This is a genomic window from Sulfitobacter indolifex, from assembly GCF_022788655.1.
Classification (GTDB): domain Bacteria; phylum Pseudomonadota; class Alphaproteobacteria; order Rhodobacterales; family Rhodobacteraceae; genus Sulfitobacter; species Sulfitobacter indolifex.
In genome coordinates this window covers 870830-893981 of sequence record NZ_CP084951.1, presented here as the reverse complement: position 1 = coordinate 893981, position 23152 = coordinate 870830, and the positions used below count along the sequence as shown (strand labels likewise).

Below are 23152 nucleotides of genomic sequence, written 5' to 3'. Positions count from 1 at the left end.
CAATGGCGCAGCGCTTTGGCGGACGTTATAGCCCCGATTCTGATGTAAAGCCCGGCGGCACTCCGCGTAAAACGCAGCGGCTGCGGGTTGATCCAGCGGGCGGGCGTGTGAACCTAATGTTCGTACCACCGGCGGTTCTGGCGGCAACATCCCTGGTTGGCGGCGCTGGCACTTTGGTTCTGGGCCTTGCGGGCGCGTTTGTTCTGGCGTCAGGCGTTTGGCTGCTGCGCGAAGGGCTATTGGCCGAGGCCGAATACCATGAACGCAAAGTGGCCCGCCGCCCCGCATGGCCACGCAAGATATTCGCGGCCCTGCTGACCGGAGTGGGCACCGCGATCGCCGCTTACACATCTGAGCCGGGCATCGTGGCGCCCGTGCTGTTCGGCGCGGCAACCACAGCACTACATGTGGCTGCATTCGGCATTGATCCCATGAAAAACAAAGGCATGGAAGGCATCGACACCTTCCAACAAGACCGCGTGGCCCGCGTGGTGGATGAGGCGGAGAAACTGCTGACGGGCATGAGCCAGGCCATACTGCGCGCCGGGGACCGCCGGGCAGAAGCGCGCTTGGCTGACTTTCAAGACACCGCCCGCCATTTGATCCGCACCGTCGAAGAAGACCCACGAGATCTGACCGCCGCCCGCAAATACCTTGTCGTCTACTTACGCGGCGCGCATGATGCGACGGTGAAGTTCGCCGATCTCTATGCCCGCAACCATGATGACCAAGCCCGCAATGATTACCTAGCACTCCTCGACGATCTGGACGAAAATTTCGCTGCCCGCACGGCGAAATCCCTGCTTGACGACCGCAGCGATCTGAACGTCGAAATTGACGTGCTGCGCGCGCGTCTCTCCCGCGAGGGGGTCAGGCTGGATCAGCCGACGCCCGCAAATACTAAGGAAGATCAGTGATGACCGATGCCGTCCGTGAAAAAGCCGCCCAGTCGCAAGGGTTGGTCGAAGAAGTGAACGCAACAATCCTGCCCGAACCCGCAGACGCCAATGCCATCGTGCCCTTGGCCAAAGCCAATGCGACCCAGAGCGCGGAAATTCAAAAGCGCATGGCCGAGATCGACGTAACCGATACGCAATCCATCGTCAGCTTTGGCTCTGCCGCGCAGGCGGAACTGCAAGTGATCAGCCAATCCATGCTTGCGGATGTGCGCAATAAGGATGTCGGCCCCGCAGGGGACAGCCTACGTACGATGGTTAGCGCCATTCGCGGCTTTTCGGTCTCGGAGCTCGACGTGCGCCGCAAGCAAAGCTGGTGGGAAAAGCTGCTTGGGCGTGCGACGCCCTTCGCCAAGTTTACGGCCCGGTTTGAAGAGGTACAGGGCCAGATTGATCGGATCACCGACAATCTGTTGGCCCATGAGCATACGCTGTTGAAAGACATCAAATCGCTCGACCTGCTCTATGAAAAGACGCTGCAATTTTACGATGAGCTGGCGCTCTATATTTCTGCTGGCGAAGCCAAGATCGTGGAACTGGATCACAAGACCATTCCTGCAAAGCAGACTGCACTGGATAAGGCGGGCGAGGACAATCAAGTCATGCGCGCCCAAGAGCTGCGCGATCTGCGTGCCGCGCGGGACGATCTGGAGCGCCGGGTGCACGACCTCAAACTGACGCGACAGGTCACGATGCAATCTCTGCCCTCGATCCGGTTGGTGCAAGAAAACGACAAGAGCCTCGTGACCAAGATCAACTCGACCTTGGTGAACACCGTGCCGCTGTGGGAAACCCAACTGGCGCAGGCCGTGACCATCCAGCGCAGCAGTGAAGCGGCGGGCGCGGTACGTGAGGCGAACGACCTCACGAACGAACTTCTCACCTCCAACGCCAAAAACTTGCGCGACAGCAACAAGGTGATCCGCCAAGAAATGGAACGCGGTGTGTTTGACATCGAAGCGGTGAAGCAGGCCAATGAAGACCTGATCGGCACCATCGAGGAATCGCTTCAGATCGCGGATGAGGGCAAAGCGAAACGCGCCAGCGCCGAGAAGGAATTGCAAGAAATGGAAGGCCGTCTGCGCGATACACTGGCCGCCGCCAAAGCCCGTGAAACGGGTTTGGGTGACACAACCAGCAACTCGGTTCCGAGCTGAAACCGGCGTGAGGAAACAGGCAATGCAAGGTCGTCTGCGAAGACATCTGCGCGCCGCAGCGGCGCTGACGCTGAGCGCGCTTTTGCTTGCCTGCGCTGAGCCTGAGCCTGTCTTGCAAAAGGTCGCCAAACCGCAGGCCCGCCCTGCGGTGGCGCCCCCACCCGCGCCGGTGGTTGCACAGCCGACTTCGCAAAAAAGCGCCATGCTGCGCAGCTATTTGCATCAGGTTGAAAAGGCGCAGCTTAGCCAGGAACTGCTGCGTCAAGATGGCGGCGGGGAAGACACGCCCTTCACCAGCGAAATGTTAGCGCGTAATTTCGAACAGATCGCGTTGTACAACGAATATGACGGTGATTTTTCGGGCCACGGCGGGGCCAGCCCCCTGCGCCGCTGGGAAGGGCCTGTACACATGCAGATCATCTTTGGTGATAGCATTCCACCCTCGCAACGCCGCTCGGACACAACCAATATCAAGGCTTTCGCCCGACGGCTCGCGCGGATTACGGGGCATCCGATCTCAACGACTGGCACGCCTAATTTCATGGTGGTTGTGGCCTCTGAAGACGACCGCGTTGATGCTTTGACCCATGCGGCGGAAAAGGTCGCAGGGGTTAGCCCCTCTTCGCTACGCGCCATGCGCAACATGCGACGCGACACCTACTGTGCCGTGGCGGCCTATGCGGTGGGCGACAATCCCAACGTCTACACCGCCGCTGTGGCGGTGATCCGCTCGGAAAACCCCGAATTGCTGCGGTTGTCGTGCATCCACGAAGAGCTGGCTCAAGGGTTGGGCCTGGCCAATGACAGCCCCGCCGCGCGGCCTTCGATCTTTAACGACGACGACGAATTCGCGCTACTGACACGGCATGACGAACTCTTGCTCAAGATGCTTTATGATGCGCGTCTGCGCCCCGGCATGACAGCAGAACAGGTTAACCCGATCACCCGGATCATCGCGCGCGAGTTGACGGATGGGCCGGTGTAACGCACCCTTACGACCAAAGAATAAGGACCATTCCCATGGGCATTTTCGATTTCCTCTCCGGCCAGTTCATCGACGTCATTCACTGGACTGACGACACCCGCGACACGATGGTCTGGCGGTTCGAGCGTGAGGGCCATGAGATCAAATACGGAGCCAAGCTCACCGTGCGTGAGGGGCAAGCGGCGGTCTTTGTGCATGAGGGGCAGTTGGCGGATGTCTTCACCCCCGGTCTCTATATGCTTGAGACCAACAACATGCCGATTATGACCTCCCTTCAACATTGGGATCACGGGTTCAAAAGCCCGTTCAAATCCGAGATTTACTTCGTCAACACAACCCGGTTCAACGATCTGAAATGGGGGACGAAAAACCCGATCATCGCCCGCGATCCTGAGTTTGGCCCGGTGCGGCTGCGGGCCTATGGCACCTATTCGGTGCGCGTGAGTGATGCAGCCCGGTTCCTAACCGAGATTGTGGGCACCGATGGTGAATTCACCATGGACGAAATCTCTTACCAAATCCGTAACATCATCGTGCAAGCCTTTTCGCGGACCTTGGCAAGTTCGGGCATTCCGGTGCTCGACATGGCAGCAAACACGCACGAGCTGGGGCAATTGGTCGGCAAGGACATCGCTGCACAGATCGCGGAATACGGCCTCGCGATGCCAGAGCTTTATATCGAAAACATCTCGCTCCCGCCCGCGGTTGAGGCGGTCATGGACAAGCGCACTTCGATGGGCGTGATCGGAAACCTCAATGAATACATGCAGTTCCAAGCCGCCGAAGCGCTTGGCCGCGATGGGGCTGGGGGTGCCGCGATGCAAACCGGCCTTGGTGCGGGTCTCGGCATGAGCATGGCCCAAGCCGCTACCGCGCAGGCTGGCCCTTGGGGCGCGCGCCCTGCACCTGCCGCTGCCGCCCCCGTGCCGCCGCCCCCACCGCCGGTCGAGAAAGTCTGGCACATTGCCGAAAATGGCGCGACCTCTGGCCCCTTCTCCAAGGCCGCGATGGGGCGCAAGGTGAGTGACGGTAGCCTTGGGCGTGACAGTCTGGTCTGGACGCCGGGCCAAGATGGCTGGCAGCAGGCCGAGGATGTGGCCGAACTGGCGCAACTCTTTACCGTGATGCCGCCGCCCCCGCCGCCGCCCGCGTGATCCGGCGCTGCCGCGGGTGAAACTTTTAGGCCTTTTGCCCGTGGCTCTGCCATGACACCGCGCATTCACTTTCCAAACCGCCGCAGCGCCCTGAAGGTGCTGCATTGGTCGATGGTGCCACTGCTGATCTGGTTCATCCTTGTGACCCCCGCAGATGTGCTGCCCTTAGGCCGCACGGCTTTTCGCATTCATTCGCTGCTGGGTCTGGTCTTTGTCACCGCCTGTCTGCTCTGGACCGCCGATTACCTGCGCCGGGGCCTTGCCAGCCGACCGGGGCCAAAGCTGCCGCCTTGGGCGCGGCGCGTGCATCAATGGATGCATAAGGCGTTGATTTGGGGGCTGTTTGGCGTGGCGCTCACGGGATTTGGCCCTGGTCTTACTGCACCACGATTGTTCATGGCGGGCGATCTGGTGCCGGTGGCCCCGCCGCTGAACCTGCCGCGTGCGCATGATCTGATCGGCAAAATCCACATCTATGAATTCTACCTGCTGGCCGCCATCGCGGGTGCCCATGCGCTGTTCCACCTTTGGCGGCATCTGCGCTTGCGCGACAACGCGCTGCGGATCATGGCGCCGAAATGCCTGCACCGCTTTTTGTGAGGTTCAAGGTCTGGCCCATGCCCCACAAGGCCGCTAGGCTCCGCCGCGATTGACCTTGCAGAGCATGTCTTATGTCCGCCACCGATCTACCCCCCGCCGCCCCGCTGGAAGAGCACCGTTTTCCTTGTGATACCTGCGGCTCTGACATGCGCTTTGACCCGGCACAGTCGCTGCTAATCTGCGATCATTGCGGTAATGTTGAGCCGATTGACGGCACGGGCCGCCACGCCCACGCTATTGCCGAGCAAGACTTCCGCGCCGGATTGCAGGCCGCGCTGCCCGCCGCCGAGATGGAAGAGACCCGCGTCACCACCTGCCCCAACTGCGCGGCACAGGTCGAGTTCGAGCCCGGCAAACACGCCACCGAATGCCCCTTTTGCGCCACGCCAATTGTGATCGACACCGGCACCAACCGCCACATCAAACCCCGCGCCGTGCTGCCCTTTGCCCTGCCCGAAGAAAGCGCCCGCAATGCGATGAAAGATTGGCTCGGCAGCCTGTGGTTCGCGCCCAATGGCTTGCAGCAATATGCGCGCAAGGGGCGGAAAATGCAGGGGATTTACGTGCCCTACTGGACCTATGACGCGCAGACGGCCTCAAGCTATCGCGGGGAGCGGGGCACGGTCTATTACGTCACCCAAACCGTCATGCGCAACGGCAAGCGCGTGCAGCAACAGGTGCCGAAAGTGCGCTGGCGCAGCGCTTCGGGCCGGGTGGCGCGGTTCTTTGATGATGTGCTGGTGCTGGCCTCGCGCTCGCTGCCCAAGAAACACACCGACGCGCTGCACCCATGGGATCTTTCGGCGCTGGAGCCCTATGCGCCCGAATACCTTGCCGGTTTCCGAGCCGAGGCTTACGGCGTCACGCTGGAGGAAGGCTTCACCCAAGCCCGCGCCCATATGGACCGGGTGATTGAGCGTGACGTGAAATTCGACATCGGCGGCGACCGCCAGCGCGTGCATAACATCGATACGCAGATCAGCGATGTGACCTTCAAACATATCCTGCTGCCGGTCTGGCTGGCCGCTTATAAGTACCGTGGCAAGACCTATCGTTTTGTGGTGAACGGCCACTCGGGCAAGGTGCAGGGCGAGCGGCCCTACTCTGCTATTAAAATCACATTCGCCGTGGTGCTGGGGCTGATCGCCGCCGCCATCGTCGGCTATTTTATGGCACAGCAATGACCCACACCTACGACCAATTCGCCGCGCTTTTGCAGGCCCGCTACTCTTGCCGCGCTTTCCGGCCCGATCCGCTGCCGGATGAGACCATTACCCAAATCGTTAATGCCGCGCGCGATGTGCCATCGTGGTGCAACGCGCAGCCGTGGCAGGTGACCGTGACCCGTGGCGCGGGCACCGATGCCTTCCGCGCCGCACTGCTTGAAGCCGCGCACGCGGACGCTCCGGCTCAACCTGACTTGCCTTGGCCCACTGGCTATTCCGGCGCTTATGCCGAGCGTCGCCGCACATGCGGTTTTCAGCTTTACAACGCGGTGGGTATCGCGAAATCCGACCGCGTCGCCCGCAAGGCGCAGATGCTGCGCAACTACGCGTTGTTTGACGCGCCGCATGTTGCCATCGTCACGTCACCCACCGAGCTTGGGCCTAACGGCGCGATGGATTGCGGCGGATTCGTCACAGCTTTTACGCTCGCCGCGACAGCGCTTGGCGTGGCCAGCGTCGCGCAAGCCTCGATCGCCGCATACGCGCCGGTGGTGCGCAGTCACCTCGGCCTGCCCGAAGATCGGCTGGTACTCTGCGCCATCTCATTCGGCTATGCAGACCCTGACCACCCGGCCAATACCTTCCGCACCGAACGGGCCGCCGCCTCAGAGATCATCGATTGGAAAGACTGATATGCGCGTATTGTTGCAAAGGGTGACCGAGGCTTCGGTTACGGTCGAAGGTGAGGTCGTCGGAGGGATCGGCCCCGGTCTCTTAATCCTCGTCTGCGCCATGCCTGAAGACACGGAAGAGACGGCAGAGAAGCTTGCGCTGAAGATCTCTAAGCTACGGCTGTTCAAGGACACGGACGGTAAGATGAACCTCAGCCTTGCCCAGACCGACGGTGCTGCGCTGGTTGTCAGCCAATTCACCCTTGCCGCTGATACTTCGCGCGGCAACCGCCCCGGTTTTTCGGGTGCGGCGAAACCTGACATGGCCGAGGCGCTCTATGAGCATTTTGCGCGCAGCCTTAGCGCCTTGGATATCACCGTGCAAAAGGGCCGGTTCGGCGCGGATATGTCCGTGGCGCTGGTCAATGATGGGCCGGTGACGCTTTGGCTCGACAGCGCGGCGCCGTAGTCGGAAGCGGGAAAAGCATGGGCCGGCAAGCTTGGGAGGAGGTAAGCTTGCCGGCCGGTATAACGGGTCCGGGAGGAGGACCGTTAAGATGCGGTGTCGGATCAACCCGGGGAGGAACGGGGTCCGACGCCTGACAATGCAGCGCTCAGGGCGCGGCATTGATTGCTGAAGGTCGAAAGCCCTAAGGCTTACAGACCGTCGTATTCTTCGGTAACCAGCGCTTCGGCGTGCTGCGGGATCTGGTTCCGCTTGATGCCCGCGCGCTCTAGCTGATCGTCGCTCATGCTGTTGAGGACAGACTGCATGCGCGAAATCTGCATCTGGGTCACGCCGCGTGCCAGCAAGCTGCCGACTTTGCCAGCGGCGGTGCCAAAGGCACCAACAACAGGCGCGGTCGCGTCGCGGAAAGAAAAACCGTGGGGGGCGGAGAGGGCGTTGTTATACTTCATAGGTCTGTTCCTTTGAAAGTTCTTCCGACGCAAGACGCCGGATGTCGCACCGCGCGATGCCGATATCCGACAGTTCGCGATCACTCAGTGCGGTAAGTTCTGTGAAAGTTCGGTTGTAAGCTGCGCGCCGGGCTTTGATCTGGGCCACACGACGACGCATGCCGTCAAAGGTGTGCTGAAGCCCAGCGAGCGCGGAGCTCAGGGTGGTGCCACGTGAGATTGCCATCGTCATAAGCGCAACTCCTTTCAGAATGCTGCAAGTGCATTATCAATGCTGCAATGCAGAAGTAGTACGCTCAACCCCTATTTTAAACCCGCAGAATTTGCATAGGCGCTATGCCTGACAGGAAAGGCCGCCCTTTAAACATGCACGAAACAGCCTAAAATTCTTGCGCCGACACACAGAAAATGTGCATCGGCGCAACGCAGCTGGGCTGCAATCAAGAATTTGAAGAGACTAAGGGCAGGACTGACGCCCCCTGCCCCTTGGTCGGTTAGCTCGCGGGTTCCCAAGGGCGCGTATAGACGCTGAGCACCTTGGACACGTCATCATGTGACGCGTTGTGCATCGTGACCTTAGCCACAAGCCCGCGCTTTTTGTCATCGATCACTTCGGTTACCCGTGCGGCGCAACCGGCTTTCTCTAGGCTGCCATTATAGACCCGCGTGATCGCGTCTTTGCGCAGGTCGGGCTTGAAGATTTTGCCGACGGCCGTCTTAGGCAGCTCATCCATGATCTTGAGGTGTTTGGGCTGCGCCGCGCGTTCGGCAACCTTTTCCTGCGCGAAGGCCAGCAGTTCTGCTTCGGTCACCGTGGCGCCGGCCACCAGTTCGACAAAGGCGCAGGGCACCTCGCCCGCGTGGGCATCGGGTTGGCCGATGGCCCCGGCAAAGGCAACGGCTTCATGACCCAAGAGCGCCTCTTCAATCTCGGCCGGGTCGATGTTGTGCCCGCCGCGAATGATCAAGTCTTTGGCGCGGCCAGTGATCCAAATGTAGCTATCGCTGTCGATACGACCCAGATCGCCGGTGCGCAGGTATTTACCGTGGTAGAAAAGGTCTTTGTTTTTGTCTTCCTCGACATAGGTATGGCCCGCAAAGACACCGGGGTTCGACACACAGATCTCGCCGATCTCATCGACACCCGCGTCGATCGGCCCATCGGCCGTGCCTTTGATGATCCGCACATCCGAATAAGGAAAGGCGATGCCGATGGAGCCTACTTTCTTGACGCCGTCGGGCGGGTTGCAGGACACAAGGCAGGTCGCCTCAGTCAGACCATAGCCCTCAATCAACGTGATGCCCGTGGCTTTCTCAAAGCGGCGGAAGAGTTCCAGCGGCAGCGGGGCTGACCCGGAGAAGGCCGTTTTCACAGTACTGACATCCGCATCAATCGGCCGCTGCATCTTGGCCGAGATCGCAGTCGGCACGGTGATGATAAAGGTGATTTTCCACCGCTCAATCAGCTTCCAGAAGTTATCAAACACCCCATCCCCGCGATAGCCCTGCGGCGTGGGGAAGACCACATGCGCGCCAGAGGCCACGGCGGCCATCAAGATCACATGGCAGGCAAAAACGTGGAACAGCGGCAGCGGACACATGATATTGTCCTCTTCGCTGAACAGCAGGCGATGGCCCAGCCAGCCGTTGTAGATCAAGCCGGAATATTTGTGCTGCGCCACCTTCGGCATGCCGGTGGTGCCCCCGGTGTGGAAATAGCAAGCGACACGGTCTTCTTGCACGTCCTTGAAATTGAGCGAGGTGTTCTGTTTGGCGATCTCGGCGTTGAAGTTGAGGTACTTCGCCTGATTTTCTGCCAGCCCCTTGGGCCGGACCAGTGGCACGATCCAGCTTTTAGGCGGTGTCAGATAGCGGACAAGATCCACCTCAAGCACCGTATGCACCTTGGGCGCAAGCCGCACCGCTTCGGCGGTCTTCTGGGCCACGTCCGTCTTGGGGAAAGGCCGCAGGGTGACCACGACGGATGCACCAACCTCGCGCAGGATGGCACCGATCTGTTCGGCATCCAGCAGCGGATTGATCGGGCTGACGATCCCGGCAACGGCACCGCCCAGCAGGGTGATTGTCGTCTCGTTACAGTTTGGCAGCACGTAGGCCACCACGTCTTTCTCACCAATGCCGAGGCTGCGGAAAAGGTTGGCGGCCTGCGTCACGCGGCCATGCAGCTCGCTCCAGGTCAGCGTTTCGGCCTTGTCTTTGGGCCCTGAGAAAATCTGATAGCTGACGGCGTTATGCTTGGGGAATTTTGCGGTCGTGTTGCTCAGCATTCCGTAAAGCGTCTTGGCCACGTCGCGGTCTTCCCACGGCATTTCCGCCGCGATTGCATTGCGGTCCTCGATCCCGGCGAATGTCATGTTGTCTCCTCCCCTATGCCGGTGTTCCGGCTTATTCTCCTTGGGCCAGATTGCGGTGAAACGCGCCGTTTCGCAAGCAATCGGCGCCGACAGACGCAACGTCATGCAAAGGTGACGTAACGCCGCGTGGGTACCGTTCAGGTCTTGGTCAGGCCGCTGCGGCCCCGTCGGTGAACTGCAAGCGTGCCAAACGCGCATAAAGTCCGTCGCTGGCCACCAATTCATCATGGGTGCCGATGGCCGCGATACGGCCCGCCTCCATCACCACAATACGGTCGGCTTTCTTTACGGTGGCCAAACGGTGCGCAACGATCAACGTGGTGCGATCCGCACTGAGACGATCCACGGCGGCTTGCACCAGCCCTTCACTCTCGGAATCCAATGCGCTGGTTGCCTCATCCAGCAGCAGCACCGGCGCATCACGCAGGATGGCGCGGGCGATCGCGATACGTTGTTTCTGCCCGCCAGAAAGCATCACCCCACGCTCCCCAAGATAGCTGTCATAGCCCTCTGGCAACGCCGTGATGAACTCATGCGCTGCGGCCGCGCGCGCAGCCTCTTCGACTTCTGCATCGGTGGCGTCGGGCCTGCCAAAGCGGATGTTTTCGGCGGCGGTCGCGGCAAAGATCACCGGGTCTTGTGGGACCAGCGCCACAGCGCGACGGAAGTGGTCACGCGCCACATCGCGCAGGTCCACGCCGTCCAAAGTGATGCGGCCCGCCTGCGGGTCATAGAACCGCAAGATCATCTGGATAATCGTGGTTTTCCCCGCACCCGATGGACCGACAAACGCCACGGTCTCACCGGGGCTAATCTCAAGATCAATCCCATCCAAAGCCGCCACATCGGGCCGTGCTGGGTAGGTGAATTCTACGTTTTCAAATGCGATCTTGCCTGCAACGGGTTGCGGCAGGCTGACTTGCGCGTCGGGGGATGGATCGTTCACCGTGTCTTCTGTCTGAAGCAGATCAACCAACCGCTCTGTGGCGCCCGCCGCGCGCTGCAACTCGCCCCAGATCTCTGACAAAGCGGCAACCGCGCCCGCAACCATCACCGCGTAGATTACGAATTGCACCAACGCGCCCGCGCTCATGACATCGGCGCGCACATCCCGCGCCCCGATCCAAAGCACGCCAACCACGCCCGAGAACACCAGAAAAATCACGATCATCGTCATCGCGGCACGGGTTTTGATGCGGCGCTGCGCGGCATCGAAAGACGCTTCGGTCATCTGCGCAAATTGGCCCCGGCTTGCCGTCTCATGCGTGAAGGCCTGAACGGTTTGAACCGCCCCCAACGTCTCAGAGGCATTGCCCGAACTGGCTGCGATCCAATCTTGGTTTTCACGGCTCAGCACCCGCAACCGACGACCCAGCGTTAGGATGGGAAACACCACGGCAGGCACAATGAGCAGAACCAAACCCGTGAGTTTGGCAGACGTCAGCAGCATCAGCCCAAGGCCACCTATGAAAATCAATAAGTTACGCAGTGCTATAGAAACAGACGAGCCGATCACCGACAGGATCAGCGTCGTGTCGGTGGTGATCCGGCTGAGCACTTCGCCTGTCATGATGCGCTCATAAAACGAGGGGCTCATGCCCACCACCCGGTCAAACACCGCACGTCGGATGTCTGCCACGACCCGTTCGCCCAGCCGCGTGACCAGCGCATAGCGCAGCCCGGTTCCCACGGCGAGCAACCCTGCAATCAACAACGCGGCGACGAAATACTGATCCAGCAACTCAGTCTCGCTGGTGCCGAAATTGTCGATCACCCGGCGCACGGCCAAGGGCAAGGTAAGCGAAATCATCGCCGTCAAAACCAAAGCGCCCCCCGCGGCGGCCATCAACCAACGATAAGGGCTAAGAAAGGGCGTCAGCGCCGCCAGGGCTCCGATCCGCCGCGATTTCTCGCGTTCATCTTTAGCAGTCAGAGCGGGTGGGGGCGTGCGGGCCATGGGCATTCCTTTGTCTTGCGACATGGTCATGGCGCGGGGACTGAGCGGGGTCAAGCGCGACAGGCCCATCGGGACAATCTGCCGCTCTTACCCTGCGGCGCAAAATCATGCGCCGCAGGGTGTTAGTGGGCCAGTTTACTCGGCTGGAAGCGCCGGCACACCGTCTTTCCATTCGTCCCAGTTGGCGACGATCCGATCGACCAGCGGCGCACCAACGAGGGTGATATTCGCCACCGTTTCAGCAAAGCCGCCGGCGGTCTCGCCCGGTGCTGGATCAAGGTGTGCCAGCGTCGATTCATCAGGGTGGCCTTGGTCAAAGTTCACCGCGCCGCGCAGACTGGTGATCCGGTCCGTGCCGTGCAGACGTTTGATCACCAACGCGATTGCGGCGGCCTCCATCTCAGTGATCATATAGTCGTCTGCGCCGTAAAGTTCGGCCATATACTGCGCCTCGTCCGACAGGCCCGGCCCGTGAAAGAAGGTATCGCCAGTCATATGGGTGCCGACCTTGACGCTTGGCGCGGCTTGAGCGGCCTCATCAGGGTAGCGCTGGCGGTATTTACGCGCGGAATCTGAATCCTGCATCTCGACATCTTTGGCAAGCGCAACGCCCCATGAAACCAGCTGTTCGTTCAGCTCAAAGCGGCGGTAATCCTCATATCCAGAGCGCGGCATGAAGACCGGCTCGCCCGGTTCTCCTTCCTCAGGTGCCCAGCGATGACCGAGGTCATAATCCACCAGCCAGCTGCCCCAAACCACATCGGCGATCGTGCCACGTGACGGGGGCGTCCCTGCAACGCCGGACAGCATGAAATAAGTCTGCGAGAAATCATATGCCGGGTTCAACAGTATCGCCTGCATAGAGGCCGAAGAGTTCACTTTGCCCATCCCTAGCACCGCGCCGCAGACGCCGTCATCGTTGCAATACATCGAAGAGAATGCGCCCGGCACGTCCTGCGCCTCAGTTTCGGACCAGTATTTCTCGTACCAGTGCTGTAATTCGCCCGCGCGGTCGCCAGTGTTTTCGCCAATCTCAAACATCGCGCCGATGAACACTTTGACGGGCGTCGGCTCTTGCGCTGCCAGTGGCGCGGCGAGTGTGGAAAGAGCCAGAGCGGCAAGGCCCGGTGTGGAATGCTTCAGCATGATGTGTCCTTTAAAAATGTCGCCCGCGCTGAGCGCGCGGATGGCGCAGCTATAGACCTTGGCGCAAGGGAAACCAAGCATCAGGCATGCCTGTCGCAGGACCAGCACAAAGGATCAGATATATCATGAAGAGTGGAGCGGGCGGCGGGAATCGAACCCGCATCATCAGCTTGGAAGGCTGAGGTCTTACCATTACACAACGCCCGCGCTACGGTTTCCCTCCTATTTTATCGCTTGAGGTGCGTCAAGTAGAGCAATGCCTCAAGTGCACGATCAATCGAATAAGCCTGCTGTTGCCAGACGTGCTTTATCCAGGTGGTCGCCATGCCCAAGGGGCACTAGCTTATGCGTCATAGATAAAAATGAGGCATGGGAATGGACCCCAGACCGGCTCAGGACCAAAAGCGCGAAGTTGTGTTGACCCACGGCGTTCTCAGCAAGAACCCGGAGGATTTGTTTCACGGCACCGGCTGGCGCGTTGGGCGCGCGGTTCTGCACGAAGCGGTCCTGCGTCTGTGGAGCGACGATGCCTTTGGCATGGCCGGAAACGTGGCCTTTCGTGCGCTTTTGGCGATTTTCCCGTTTCTAATCTTCACCAGTTCGCTGACCGCCTATTTTGGCGACCGATCAATGGCCGACGACCTGATCCATTTCCTTATTGCCATTGTCCCCCCTGCCCTGATTGAACCTCTTGTGACAGAAGTCGAAAAGGTCATGACCGTGCCACGCGGTGATCTGTTGAGCGTTGGTATTCTACTGACCGTCTGGTTTGCGGTTGGTGGGGTCGACGGTGTTCGAATAGGTTTGAACCGTGCCTATGGTTTGCGCGAAACGCGTTCGGTGTTTACGATCTATGCGGTGCAGGTGGTCATGGTGTTGCTGGCCAGCCTCATCCTTGTGATTGTGGGCTATCTGCTGGTACTGGCGCCGCGTGCGGGGTCTTGGCTGCATATGTTGATGCCGGGGTTTGATCCGGGCTCCGTGACTGTCGGCCTGATCCGCTTCCCTGTGTCGGCGACGATCCTATTGGTCGCGTTGTTTGCAGCGCACGTGATCCTACCCGCGCGTCGTACCAAGTTTAACAATATCTGGCCCGGTGTCGTGGCCACAGCCATTGCATGGACCCTGCTTGCGATGCTCTTTTCAACCTATCTGCGCAGCTTTGCTACTTATTCCAGCTATTACGCAGGCATGGCGGGGATCATCGCGGCATTGTATTTCATGTATCTTGCCGCACTCGTGCTGATCTTTGGCGGCGAGTTGAACCGCGCGCTGCGCATCCGCAGATTGGCCCGCGTGATGAGCGATTGACCCTTAATCCCCGTCGCAGGGGGTGCCCGCAGCTCCCCAGACCGTCACATCATGCACCAGTGCATCCAACGAGCCTTCCGGTACCGAGCGTCCTGCACCGGGGGCAAAGCCCCAGTTCACAAAGGCAGAGCTCTGCAAATGGTCGACCAATGACGCAATATCGTGGCCATCGTTGGTCTTAGGGTTCCGCAGCTGCACGCAAACCTCTGCCGATGCCTTGCCAAACCATGCCAATTCCACCGGGGGCAGACGCCAAGCATCATCGATATGCGGCGGCGCGTGGGGCACGGTATTGGCAGCTCCAGAGGTGACGTGGCAGGCGTCGCAGGGAATGCTCTCGGCACCAATCCGGCTCTCGCCCGCTTGAACATTCATGCCGTGTACCGCGTCCGGCCCATAGCCAAAGGCCTGCCACATCGGCTGGCCCTCTACGCCCACATGGCAATTGGTGCAGCGGGGATGCGAGGTAACGGTAAAGATACGCTCCCAAGCCGCCAGCCCCTCCACGCGATTGGGATCATCCTGCGCTATTGCGGGGGCGGCCAGCATCAGCGCGGCACAGATGGGCAGGTATCTCATGCAAAATCCACGGATTTGGAGAGCGGCAATTCACGGATGCGTTGGCCAGTGGCGGCAAAGATCGCATTGGCAAGCGCTGGTGCTGCGGGCGGCACGCCCGGCTCGCCGATGCCCCGCAACTTGCCGCCGTTCTCCAATCCGCGCACTTCGATTTTGGGAGTTTGGTACAGCCGCAACCCTTCGTAAAGATGGTAGTTGTCTTGTTGCGGCACCCCGTCGCGATAGGTCAACTCGCAGTTCATCGCATGGCCCAAGCCCCAGATGACAGCACCCGAAAGCTGCGCCTCAAAGTTCACCGGGTCCAGCACCCGGCCCACTTCGGCGGCGACGAAAACGCGGTCGATCTTGAGGCCCGCATCGGTCTGGCGCACCTCAACCACTTCGGCAACCGGCACGCCGAAGGACAGGCAAAAGGCCAGCCCCCGACCCCGACCCGGCCCAAGCGTAGCGCCCCAATCTGACATCTCGCCCACGGCCTCCAGCACCTTGCGCGACGGGTCGTGTGTACAAAGCCGCAGGCGCTCCTCCAGCGGATCGACACCTGCGGCATGGCACATCTCATCCATGAAGCTTTCGTGCAGAAACCCATTGCCCGACGCCCCGACCGAGCGCCAAGAGCTGACCGGCACCATTGCGGGCACCCGGTGTCCGGTGACGCGATAATCGGGGATCGCAAAGGGCTGATCCCACGCTCCTGCAACGATGGCGATGTCGGGTCCAAAGATCGGCTGGTTGAGCCGCGCCATCTGCGATTCCGCCGTTGAGGGCGCAGCGATGGCCAGATCATAGGCCGCGATCTGGCCGTTCGAAACCTTGCCCCGCGCACGGGCCATGGCCAGCGGGCGGGGGAAGTCATGGGTGAAATCCTCCTCGCGCGACCAGACCATCTTGATCGGCGTGCCGGGCATCTGCATCGCCACTTCGACGGCGCGCAGGGTGTAGTCATCCTCAAGCCGCCGCCCGAAACTGCCGCCGGACATCAGCACATGGATATGCACGTTCTCGGCGTCGATCCCCGTGAGCGCGGCCACATTGGCCTGCATGAAACGCGGGATCTGCGTGCCGGTCCAGATATCAACGCGGCCCTTCTCAAGCTTCACCACCACGCTCATCGGCTCAAGCGGGGCGTGGGCGAGATAGGGAATGCGGTATTCGGCCTCAAGCACCTCACCCTCGGCAAGCGCCTGCATTACATCGCCATCGTCACGAAACCGGCTGTCCTGCCGATCATCGGTGAAGGACTCCGCGACTGCTTTGAACTGATCCGCCGTATCGCCGGTATAGGGCGATGGCCCCCAATCACACTCCACCGCCTGCACGGCCTGAAACGCGCGCCATGTATTGTCGGCCACCACAGCGACGCCGCCGATGATCGGCAATACGGCCTGCACGCCGCGCATCTTTTCGGCACGGCCCGCGTCAAAGCCCATGATATCGCCGCCCTGTGCCGGATTGGTGCGGGTGGTGGCATAAACCATCCCCTCCATCGCCATATCGATGCCATAGGTCTGGGTGCCGGTGGATTTGGGCACGATATCCGTCCGCATCTGCGCCTTGCCCAGATGCCGCCACTCACTTGGGTCGCGTAGGGTGACATTGGTCACCGGTTCAATCTCTGCCGCTGCAGCGGCGAGGTCTTGATAGGCCAGACGCATACCATCGGGCAGGACCACAGCGCCCGCTTCGGTCTTGAGCTGATCACGATCCAATCCGGTTTGCGCCACAGCGGCGGCCAGTAACGTTTCACGCGCCACGGCGCCCGCCATGCGCAGGCGGTCGTACATATCCGGCACGGTAGAGCTGCCGCCGGTCAGTTGCAGACCCAAAAGCTTACCGGCCACATCCGACGCGCCGCGCCCGGTGCGCGCCAGCATGGTTTCCGAAGTCGCGGCGATCGGCATCGCCTCAACCCCTACGACACCATTGTAATAAACCGGCGAAGGTGGCCCGGGCGTGATCTGCACCGCGTCAAGATCGACATCCAATTCTTCAGCGATCATATGCGCTTGGATGGAGTAAGCCCCCTGCCCCACATCGGCGCGCGGGGTGATCAAGGTGACACCGCCCGCATCGATCTTAACATATGGCGTGATTGCCGCCGCGCCGGGGGCCAGCCCCTCAAGCAATGGGTTCTTCAAGTCGCGTTTATAGAGATAGGTGCCAAAGGCCACGCCCCCCACAATCGCCGCAGAGCCGACGATGAAACTACGGCGGGTGATGGTGCCCAGTCGTGTCATGGTCAGGCCCCCTTCAAACGGGCAGCGGCGCTGTGAACAGCGGCGCGGATCCGCGGATAGGTGCCACAACGGCAGAGATTGCCGCTCATCGCGGCGTCGATTTGATCGTCGGTCGGCTCGGGGTTAAGCTCAAGAAACGATGCCGCCTGCATGATTTGCCCGGACTGACAGTAGCCGCATTGCGCCACTTGATGTTCGACCCACGCGGCTTGCACCACATGCAACGCCTCGGGTGTCCCCAACCCTTCGATGGTGGTGACGTTCCCGTTCACGTCTGCTGCCCGCAATTGGCACGAGCGCATGGCCAGACCGTCAACATGCACGGTGCAAGCGCCACATTGCGCAATGCCGCAACCGTATTTTGGGCCCGTAATGCCCAATTCATCCCGCAGGACCCACAGAAGCGGCATGTCGTCTTCTACGTCCACATCGTGGACCGTGCCGTTAACCGTCAATTCCATCGGTGATCCTTCCGCCCCTGTCGTGTTCAATGTAACCAGCAGCGCATATGTCGCAAGGCCGCGCACGGCGGGTCGCGCAGCGTCATCTTGCTAAATAGGGCGCGCAGGGGCGATCAGGTGGCTTATTCGAGGTCTTGAGCGGTAAGCGCACGGTGGATTTCGCGGCGCACCAATTTGCGGACATTGCGGGTGATCCGCTCGCCCAAGGCACCCTGCAACTCAGCGCGCACGATCTCTGTTACCAAATCGCGCAATGCCTCTTCGTCGAGGAACTGATCATCGCCCCCGACACCTTGGTCTTGCGCAGGGGCGGTATAGCCAAATTCCGGTGCGGTCGCTGCGGGGTCGGCCACGCGGGGGCCGCTGTCGGCAAAGCGGCGGACCTGCTCGTCGACCTGCGGTGTGACAGGCTGATGCTGCGCGGGCTTTTCGGCCTCTACCGCCGCGGTATCATCAACTGGTGCCTCTGAGACATCCAGATCGACATCGTCTTTCCACTCCATCGCCGGTGGTTCCGTCCCGGAATAGTCATTGTCGCCGGGACTGTCGGGATCCCAATCGTCCGTGATTTTGCCAATCGCCGTCTCCAACGCCGCAAGCTTATCGCTGCGCGTGCCGCTGGTCGCCTTGGCCGCCGCTGCGGCCACGGCTTCAACCGGGGCTTTTGTCTTTGCCGCCACATCCGGTGACTGGTCACTGTAGTCTTCGGTATGCAGATCACTGGGATCATCATGCAGCATATCATAATCCAACGGCGAAACCTTGGCGGGCGCAATGGCCGCAGGCTGCGGGCGGTCCTTGCCATCCGAAGTTGCGACCCGCAACGCCGGGGTCAGCATCAAACGATCGCTGGTTGCACTTGGCACCTGAGGCACGGGCGGTACAGTTGAGCGGCGCGCCGAGACAAAAGGACGCTCGGCGGCGTCGGTGCTGTCAGCATCGTCAGCCTGCATGGCTTCGGTCAAGTTCAGCGGACGCGACGCGGCGTTCGGGAAAGTACTGGCGGATTCGCCATCCGGGGCCGGGTGCGGCGCGCCGGTGGGTGCCGAACGAAGCGGTGAATGCGGTGCAAAATCTTCCGACGAAGTCGCGCGTGCGCTTTTGAAACCACCCTCTTCGCCCGATTGCGCCGCTGACTGTGACGCTAACTGGGGCGCTGCAGCTTCAGATGCAGGCTCTTTTAAAGTGCCAGACGCTTGAAGGGGGCGCTTATCTTCGGACACCAATCGGCGGATTGACGACAGAACGTCTTCCACCTCCGCATTTGTGACGGGTTCGGACATATTTCTCTACCACTCTTTCCTCGCGGACAGCTTAACCGTGCGGAGGGATTCTCACAATGGGGCGGCGCAAAATGTCCAAGCCCTGTGCCAAGGGTTAGTCTTTTTGCAGTGCGCGCAGCACGCGATCCAACGCTTTGCCCTCTTTGGAGTATTTAGCAGGGCCATCCTTAACAAGGTTGTAATAAGCACCCGCATCATAGATCTGCACAGGCAGCTTTAGATCCCGCGCTGTCAACTGGCCAGTCGCCGCCAGCACTGAATAGGCCGCCACATAGAGATTTGCACGGGCGGAAACCCGGGTTGATTCTGCATCCAGCAGCGACTGTTCGGCGTCCAGCACATCCAAGGTTGTCCGTGCGCCAAGGGTGGCTTCCTCGCGGACACCACGAAAGGCGATACGTGCCGCACGAATTTGCCGGTCCGAAGCTTCCAATTGCGCACGCGCCGATGCCAGCGCGGCATAAGCGTTGCCCACGTCCTGCTCAACATCACGGCGCACCACATGTAGGTTCGCGCGCTGCGCATCACGCTGCGCCATTGAGCTGCGCACAGCCGAAGAAAGCGCCCCGCCTTGATAAATGGTCTGCCCGACATTCACGCCAACGCTACCGCTGCGGGTATAGGCGCGACTGTCGAAAGTTTCGTTCAGTCCATATTGGCCATTCAACGTGATACTCGGTGCCATCGCAGCCTCATTCGCCTCGACGGAAAGATCAGCTGCCGCAACCTGATGCTGTGCCGAAATGATTGACGGGTGCTGGCGCACAGCCAGCCCTTTGGCCGCCGCGAGATTACCACCAACATTGGGCAAGCTTGGCGGCTGGCTGAGGTTGCCGGGCGTGCGCCCCACGACGTTGCGATACTCCTCAACCGCGCGCAGCAGATCACCTTCGGCGCCGGCCAAACCACTGCGCGCATTGGCCAGTTGCGCTTCGGCCAAGGCCACATCGGTACGGGTCACTTCGCCTACGTCAAAGCGGTCTCGTGCGGCGCGCAATTCTTGGGTCAGCAGGCGCAGGTTATTGTTGCGCAATTCGACCGTTTCTGAGGCTTCGATCACGCCCATATAGGCCGCAACTGCGCGCAAAAGCACCTGCTGCTCAAGGCTCACTAGGGTTTGCCGTGTGGCGAGCACAGTCTCCTTTGCAGCTTCAATCCGATAGGCACTTGCCCCGAAATCATAGATCAGCAATTCGCCAATTAGATTGATTGATGCCTGCAAGCGGTCTGTGGACTGCGCGGCCAGAAATGAAGAACTCCGCGAGGTACCAAAGCTCTGCGTCAGACCCGCGGCCCACCGCAACACTGGCTTCAGCGCCGATTTGGCGGTCGCCACATCTTCGTCGGCAGCGCGCAAGAGCGCACGGTTCTGCTCAAGCAGCCCGGAATACTCGTACGCGCCGACCAGCGCATCAGCCAATGTCTCGGCCAAAGCCGTGCGCGGTAGGGTCATCGCCCCCACCAAAGCAAGGCTCACCGGCACCGCAAAAACAAACCGTTTAAGTGAATTCGAGAAACTGATCGCGCTCATGGCATGCTGCCCCTGAATAGCTATTATGAATCCTTTCGGACCGGCCTACAGGCCGACCGGGACAGTTGCCCCTACCTTGACCGCGATGCTGTAGGCCTGTTTGTACATACCGGCGCCATCAATCCGCTTACAGCTGAAACTCTGCATGCCGCTCAAAGCCACGCAGCACCGGCGCACCAGCGTTAAACTCTGACCGCCAAGAGACATGGCCGCCGCGTTTGTAGCCTACGCGCACTTCGCCCAGACCCCGTTCCATAAAGAGAGTGGCAATACGCCCACCCTCTTTCACTTGCTCCAACAGCGCTTTGGGCACTTCGCCGACGGCACCTTGGATAATCACCACATCGTAAGGCCCATGCTGCGGCGCCCCTTCGGTGAGCGGGGCCACATGAACGATCACGTTATCCGCCCCAGCCTGCGCCAACGCCTCTTGCGCCTCAGCGGCCATGGCTTCGTCTTCCTCAACCGCGACAACAGCTTCGGCCATATGCGCGATTACTGCGCTGGAATAGCCCATCGCGCACCCGATATCGAGCACGAGCTCGTCATTGGTGATGTCGAGGTGATCGAGCATCTTTGCCAACGTCCGCGGGTCCAACAGTACCCGGTCCTGCCCCAAATCGAGGTTTTCCCCCAGATAGGCGGCCTCACGCTGTGCCGCGGGCACGAAGTCTTCGCGCTGTACGGTTAACATCGCGTCAATGATTGGGAACTTGGTCACATCCGAAGGACGAACCTGCGTATCTACCATAGTTACGCGGCGGGCGGCGAAATCACTCATCAGCTAAACTCATTCGTTCAGGGTGTCTGATAAGTGATGTGACACATTGCCGGGCCAGCGGCAACGCCCTGACCGCGTTTTCGCTCGCATATGGGTCTTGCAGCGCCCCCCACGATCCGGTAGCAGTGCGCCAACCACCGGTCGGCGAGTTGGCGGAGTGGTTACGCAGCGGATTGCAAATCCGTGTACAGGAGTTCGATTCTCCTACTCGCCTCCAAACAGCATCACCTCCCTTTATGCTATGATTCCTTACCCTTTCGGGGTAAGAGGACACTACATTTGACATTACAGCTGACATTACGAAGGGGAGTGTATGAAGCTTGACTGGCATGCCGCGACGGTTAGCAGACGTGGCGATAAATACTACATCGTGATGACTGTTCCAAAAAGCATGCGAGCGGAGCTTGGCGGCGCAACCCAACGAAGGCTCTCCGCAGGCACTACTGACTTTGAGACCGCTAAACGCAAGCGACATGATCTCGAGGCAGAACTGCGTCACACGATCCTCGCAGATTTGGAAAAGGCGCGTCTGGTGGATCCTCAGGGCGACTACCAGCGTGCAGTAGCCAGCCTCGGACTTGCTGATACGGTCTATTCTATCGAGTACGATGCCACGCGCGATGACATACTCGAGACCACTATGGTCGAGCCCCCTACTAACGAAAAGCTGCTTGCTGACGCTGAAAAAACGCTGAAAAGACAACTTGCGCGCATACAATCTTATCATTCGGGAGACTTGGAAAGGACTGCTGGCGGAACTGCGGAAATGCTGAAGACGCTGAAGGACTTCCAGCTCAACGTACCTGCACCAGACGTCGTTGAAGCAGCTGTAATTAGCGCCGTGGCAGCTGCTCGTCGCGCGAACGGCGTTGCTCCTGCCCGACATACTCTTAGCTCAATAGTGCCTTTGGTAGAGGAGGACGGCAGGCAACTGGCTCAAAAGGGTTCCTTGAAGCGGAAGACCGCGAAGCAGCGGATTAGGCACTTGAAGCAATTTGTTGAGATGATCGGTGACCATGCACTAGAGGATTTGGAACCAATACATGCATACGCTTACGCCGAAGCGCTTGCCGAAGAACTGGCAAATAAGACAATCAATGCGCGGATCAGCGATGTAAGGGTTGCCCTGCACCTTGCTGTCAAAAAGGGGCTACTTAAAGTCAACCCCTTCCTGAACTTGAGCCTTAAACACTACGGTACGGGAACTAAAAATTACGACCCGTTGAGTGATGAACAAATAGAAGCACTTGTCGGACAACCGAAGCTTCCTGATCGCATCAGAACAATCTGGCTCATCCTTGCCTGCACCGGCATGCGTGTCGATGAGGTGGCGACACTCCGCTGTGACCAAGTAAAACATCTAGACGGAATCTGGTATTTCGATCTGAGACACGCTCAAGTAAAGAACAAGAGTTCTATGCGGCGCGTCCCAATTTGTGACGCCCTTTTTCCGCTAGTTCACCAGCTTCTGAAAGATCGCAAGGGGCAGGAACGTCTATTCGACTACGAACTGAACGCAGACGGAAAAACTCGGGCCTCCACCCAGATGAACTACTGGTTCAAAAAGGCTGGAGTAGAAAATCTCTCAGAAATCTCGAATGGCCATTTCGTAACACACTCACTTCGCGGGACTTTTAAAGACAAATTGCGCGACGCAGATGTCCTAACCGAGATCAACAAGAGCATCCACGGACATGGCCTAGGTGGCATGGAAGACATCTACGGCCACGGCTTCAGCCTCCGCAAGCTGAAGGATGCGGTCGATAAAGTGCCGCACCCATACCTTAACCATAAGAGCAAAAGCTAAACGGCGCGACCAACCTGCCGGTTAAGTAAGGCGTCACCGAACCCGGCCAATAGCACAATCTCCGCTAGGTGACAGAA

At 59.9% G+C, this 23152-nt stretch carries 21 protein-coding genes and 2 tRNA genes; 11 read left to right on the top strand and 12 right to left on the bottom strand.

Features of this window, described 5'->3' with window-relative positions; genetic code table 11:
• Positions 1 to 2: 2 nt before the first annotated feature.
• From DSM14862_RS04385 to dtd, 8 genes are all read left to right on the top strand, one after another.
• On the top strand, positions 3 to 917 hold the full coding sequence (locus DSM14862_RS04385; protein ID WP_007119215.1) for a 5-bromo-4-chloroindolyl phosphate hydrolysis family protein: 915 nt from the start codon (positions 3 to 5) through the stop codon (positions 915 to 917).
• A complete protein-coding gene (locus tag DSM14862_RS04380; protein WP_007119214.1) occupies positions 917 to 2113 on the top strand; it encodes a toxic anion resistance protein in 1197 nt (398 codons plus the stop codon). Before DSM14862_RS04385 ends, DSM14862_RS04380 begins: the two co-directional genes overlap by 1 nt.
• 22 nt (positions 2114 to 2135) lie before the next feature.
• Positions 2136 to 3098 carry a DUF2927 domain-containing protein gene (locus DSM14862_RS04375; RefSeq protein ID WP_007119213.1) on the top strand — a complete coding sequence of 321 codons (963 nt, stop codon included), beginning with the start codon at positions 2136 to 2138 and terminating at the stop codon, positions 3096 to 3098.
• Between the two features lie 35 nt (positions 3099 to 3133).
• Positions 3134 to 4252, top strand: coding sequence for an SPFH domain-containing protein (locus tag DSM14862_RS04370; RefSeq protein WP_007119212.1), 1119 nt, complete (start codon positions 3134 to 3136; stop codon positions 4250 to 4252).
• Between the two features lie 51 nt (positions 4253 to 4303).
• Positions 4304 to 4852: a hypothetical protein gene (locus DSM14862_RS04365; protein WP_007119211.1), complete on the top strand. Its 549-nt coding sequence runs from the start codon at positions 4304 to 4306 to the stop codon at positions 4850 to 4852.
• 71 nt (positions 4853 to 4923) lie between these two features.
• Positions 4924 to 6036 (top strand): TFIIB-type zinc finger domain-containing protein, encoded by a 1113-nt coding sequence (locus DSM14862_RS04360; RefSeq protein WP_007119210.1) that lies wholly within the window; start codon positions 4924 to 4926, stop codon positions 6034 to 6036.
• Positions 6033 to 6710 (top strand): nitroreductase, encoded by a 678-nt coding sequence (locus DSM14862_RS04355; protein ID WP_007119209.1) that lies wholly within the window; start codon positions 6033 to 6035, stop codon positions 6708 to 6710. Before DSM14862_RS04360 ends, DSM14862_RS04355 begins: the two co-directional genes overlap by 4 nt.
• Before the next feature lies 1 nt (position 6711).
• Positions 6712 to 7158 carry a D-aminoacyl-tRNA deacylase gene (gene dtd, locus DSM14862_RS04350; RefSeq protein WP_007119208.1) on the top strand — a complete coding sequence of 149 codons (447 nt, stop codon included), beginning with the start codon at positions 6712 to 6714 and terminating at the stop codon, positions 7156 to 7158.
• 188 nt (positions 7159 to 7346) lie between these two features.
• Here dtd and DSM14862_RS04345 read toward each other — a convergent pair whose 3' ends face one another.
• From DSM14862_RS04345 to DSM14862_RS04320, 6 genes are all read right to left on the bottom strand, one after another.
• Entirely contained in the window at positions 7347 to 7607 is a 261-nt protein-coding gene (locus DSM14862_RS04345) for a hypothetical protein (RefSeq protein ID WP_007119207.1), read from the bottom strand.
• Positions 7597 to 7839 carry a DUF1127 domain-containing protein gene (locus tag DSM14862_RS04340; RefSeq protein WP_007119206.1) on the bottom strand — a complete coding sequence of 81 codons (243 nt, stop codon included), beginning with the start codon at positions 7837 to 7839 and terminating at the stop codon, positions 7597 to 7599. Before DSM14862_RS04340 ends, DSM14862_RS04345 begins: the two co-directional genes overlap by 11 nt.
• 262 nt (positions 7840 to 8101) lie before the next feature.
• The gene (locus DSM14862_RS04335; protein WP_007119205.1) at positions 8102 to 9982 is read right to left on the bottom strand and encodes an acyl-CoA synthetase; all 1881 of its coding nucleotides are present in this window, start codon (positions 9980 to 9982) and stop codon (positions 8102 to 8104) included.
• A gap of 148 nt (positions 9983 to 10130) precedes the next feature.
• A complete protein-coding gene (locus DSM14862_RS04330) occupies positions 10131 to 11939 on the bottom strand; it encodes an ABC transporter transmembrane domain-containing protein (RefSeq protein WP_040701043.1) in 1809 nt (602 codons plus the stop codon).
• A gap of 135 nt (positions 11940 to 12074) precedes the next feature.
• Complete coding sequence (locus tag DSM14862_RS04325) at positions 12075 to 13166, bottom strand: purine-nucleoside phosphorylase (protein ID WP_007119203.1); 1092 nt, start codon at positions 13164 to 13166, stop codon at positions 12075 to 12077.
• A gap of 52 nt (positions 13167 to 13218) precedes the next feature.
• Positions 13219 to 13292 (bottom strand) — tRNA-Gly (locus DSM14862_RS04320).
• 168 nt (positions 13293 to 13460) lie between these two features.
• Here DSM14862_RS04320 and DSM14862_RS04315 point away from each other — a divergent pair.
• Positions 13461 to 14396, top strand: coding sequence for a YihY/virulence factor BrkB family protein (locus tag DSM14862_RS04315; protein WP_007119202.1), 936 nt, complete (start codon positions 13461 to 13463; stop codon positions 14394 to 14396).
• Between the two features lie 3 nt (positions 14397 to 14399).
• Here DSM14862_RS04315 and DSM14862_RS04310 read toward each other — a convergent pair whose 3' ends face one another.
• From DSM14862_RS04310 to DSM14862_RS04285, 6 genes are all read right to left on the bottom strand, one after another.
• Positions 14400 to 14975, bottom strand: coding sequence for a hypothetical protein (locus DSM14862_RS04310; protein ID WP_007119201.1), 576 nt, complete (start codon positions 14973 to 14975; stop codon positions 14400 to 14402).
• Positions 14972 to 17212 (bottom strand): xanthine dehydrogenase family protein molybdopterin-binding subunit, encoded by a 2241-nt coding sequence (locus tag DSM14862_RS04305; RefSeq protein ID WP_007119200.1) that lies wholly within the window; start codon positions 17210 to 17212, stop codon positions 14972 to 14974. The genes DSM14862_RS04310 and DSM14862_RS04305 overlap by 4 nt, the downstream gene beginning before the upstream one ends.
• Positions 17213 to 17214: 2 nt before the next feature.
• Positions 17215 to 17673, bottom strand: a complete 459-nt coding sequence (locus DSM14862_RS04300) for a (2Fe-2S)-binding protein (protein ID WP_007119199.1) — start codon at positions 17671 to 17673, stop codon at positions 17215 to 17217.
• A 122-nt stretch (positions 17674 to 17795) separates the two neighbouring features.
• The gene (locus tag DSM14862_RS04295) at positions 17796 to 18956 is read right to left on the bottom strand and encodes a hypothetical protein (RefSeq protein WP_007119198.1); all 1161 of its coding nucleotides are present in this window, start codon (positions 18954 to 18956) and stop codon (positions 17796 to 17798) included.
• 94 nt (positions 18957 to 19050) lie between these two features.
• A complete protein-coding gene (locus DSM14862_RS04290; RefSeq protein ID WP_007119197.1) occupies positions 19051 to 20487 on the bottom strand; it encodes a TolC family outer membrane protein in 1437 nt (478 codons plus the stop codon).
• Positions 20488 to 20614: 127 nt separating this feature from the next.
• Entirely contained in the window at positions 20615 to 21268 is a 654-nt protein-coding gene (locus DSM14862_RS04285; RefSeq protein WP_007119196.1) for a protein-L-isoaspartate O-methyltransferase family protein, read from the bottom strand.
• A gap of 143 nt (positions 21269 to 21411) precedes the next feature.
• On the opposite strand from DSM14862_RS04285, the gene DSM14862_RS04280 reads away from it, so the two are divergent.
• Positions 21412 to 21485: transfer RNA gene (locus tag DSM14862_RS04280), tRNA-Cys, on the top strand.
• Positions 21486 to 21581: 96 nt separating this feature from the next.
• Positions 21582 to 23075 carry a tyrosine-type recombinase/integrase gene (locus DSM14862_RS04275; RefSeq protein WP_007119195.1) on the top strand — a complete coding sequence of 498 codons (1494 nt, stop codon included), beginning with the start codon at positions 21582 to 21584 and terminating at the stop codon, positions 23073 to 23075.
• The last annotated feature ends 77 nt before the right edge of the window (positions 23076 to 23152 follow it).

What these genes read in the sequence shown, in the direction of transcription:
- DSM14862_RS04385 (WP_007119215.1), top strand. Translation starts at nt 3, where the DNA reads ATGGCGCAGCGCTTTGGCGGACGTTATAGCCCCGATTCTGATGTAAAG.
- DSM14862_RS04380 (WP_007119214.1), top strand. Translation starts at nt 917, where the DNA reads ATGACCGATGCCGTCCGTGAAAAAGCCGCCCAGTCGCAAGGGTTGGTC.
- DSM14862_RS04375 (WP_007119213.1), top strand. Translation starts at nt 2,136, where the DNA reads ATGCAAGGTCGTCTGCGAAGACATCTGCGCGCCGCAGCGGCGCTGACG.
- DSM14862_RS04370 (WP_007119212.1), top strand. Translation starts at nt 3,134, where the DNA reads ATGGGCATTTTCGATTTCCTCTCCGGCCAGTTCATCGACGTCATTCAC.
- DSM14862_RS04365 (WP_007119211.1), top strand. Translation starts at nt 4,304, where the DNA reads ATGACACCGCGCATTCACTTTCCAAACCGCCGCAGCGCCCTGAAGGTG.
- DSM14862_RS04360 (WP_007119210.1), top strand. Translation starts at nt 4,924, where the DNA reads ATGTCCGCCACCGATCTACCCCCCGCCGCCCCGCTGGAAGAGCACCGT.
- DSM14862_RS04355 (WP_007119209.1), top strand. Translation starts at nt 6,033, where the DNA reads ATGACCCACACCTACGACCAATTCGCCGCGCTTTTGCAGGCCCGCTAC.
- dtd (WP_007119208.1), top strand. Translation starts at nt 6,712, where the DNA reads ATGCGCGTATTGTTGCAAAGGGTGACCGAGGCTTCGGTTACGGTCGAA.
- DSM14862_RS04345 (WP_007119207.1), bottom strand. Translation starts at nt 7,607, where the DNA reads ATGAAGTATAACAACGCCCTCTCCGCCCCCCACGGTTTTTCTTTCCGC.
- DSM14862_RS04340 (WP_007119206.1), bottom strand. Translation starts at nt 7,839, where the DNA reads ATGACGATGGCAATCTCACGTGGCACCACCCTGAGCTCCGCGCTCGCT.
- DSM14862_RS04335 (WP_007119205.1), bottom strand. Translation starts at nt 9,982, where the DNA reads ATGACATTCGCCGGGATCGAGGACCGCAATGCAATCGCGGCGGAAATG.
- DSM14862_RS04330 (WP_040701043.1), bottom strand. Translation starts at nt 11,939, where the DNA reads ATGGCCCGCACGCCCCCACCCGCTCTGACTGCTAAAGATGAACGCGAG.
- DSM14862_RS04325 (WP_007119203.1), bottom strand. Translation starts at nt 13,166, where the DNA reads ATGCTTGGTTTCCCTTGCGCCAAGGTCTATAGCTGCGCCATCCGCGCG.
- DSM14862_RS04315 (WP_007119202.1), top strand. Translation starts at nt 13,461, where the DNA reads ATGGACCCCAGACCGGCTCAGGACCAAAAGCGCGAAGTTGTGTTGACC.
- DSM14862_RS04310 (WP_007119201.1), bottom strand. Translation starts at nt 14,975, where the DNA reads ATGAGATACCTGCCCATCTGTGCCGCGCTGATGCTGGCCGCCCCCGCA.
- DSM14862_RS04305 (WP_007119200.1), bottom strand. Translation starts at nt 17,212, where the DNA reads ATGACACGACTGGGCACCATCACCCGCCGTAGTTTCATCGTCGGCTCT.
- DSM14862_RS04300 (WP_007119199.1), bottom strand. Translation starts at nt 17,673, where the DNA reads ATGGAATTGACGGTTAACGGCACGGTCCACGATGTGGACGTAGAAGAC.
- DSM14862_RS04295 (WP_007119198.1), bottom strand. Translation starts at nt 18,956, where the DNA reads ATGTCCGAACCCGTCACAAATGCGGAGGTGGAAGACGTTCTGTCGTCA.
- DSM14862_RS04290 (WP_007119197.1), bottom strand. Translation starts at nt 20,487, where the DNA reads ATGAGCGCGATCAGTTTCTCGAATTCACTTAAACGGTTTGTTTTTGCG.
- DSM14862_RS04285 (WP_007119196.1), bottom strand. Translation starts at nt 21,268, where the DNA reads ATGAGTGATTTCGCCGCCCGCCGCGTAACTATGGTAGATACGCAGGTT.
- DSM14862_RS04275 (WP_007119195.1), top strand. Translation starts at nt 21,582, where the DNA reads ATGAAGCTTGACTGGCATGCCGCGACGGTTAGCAGACGTGGCGATAAA.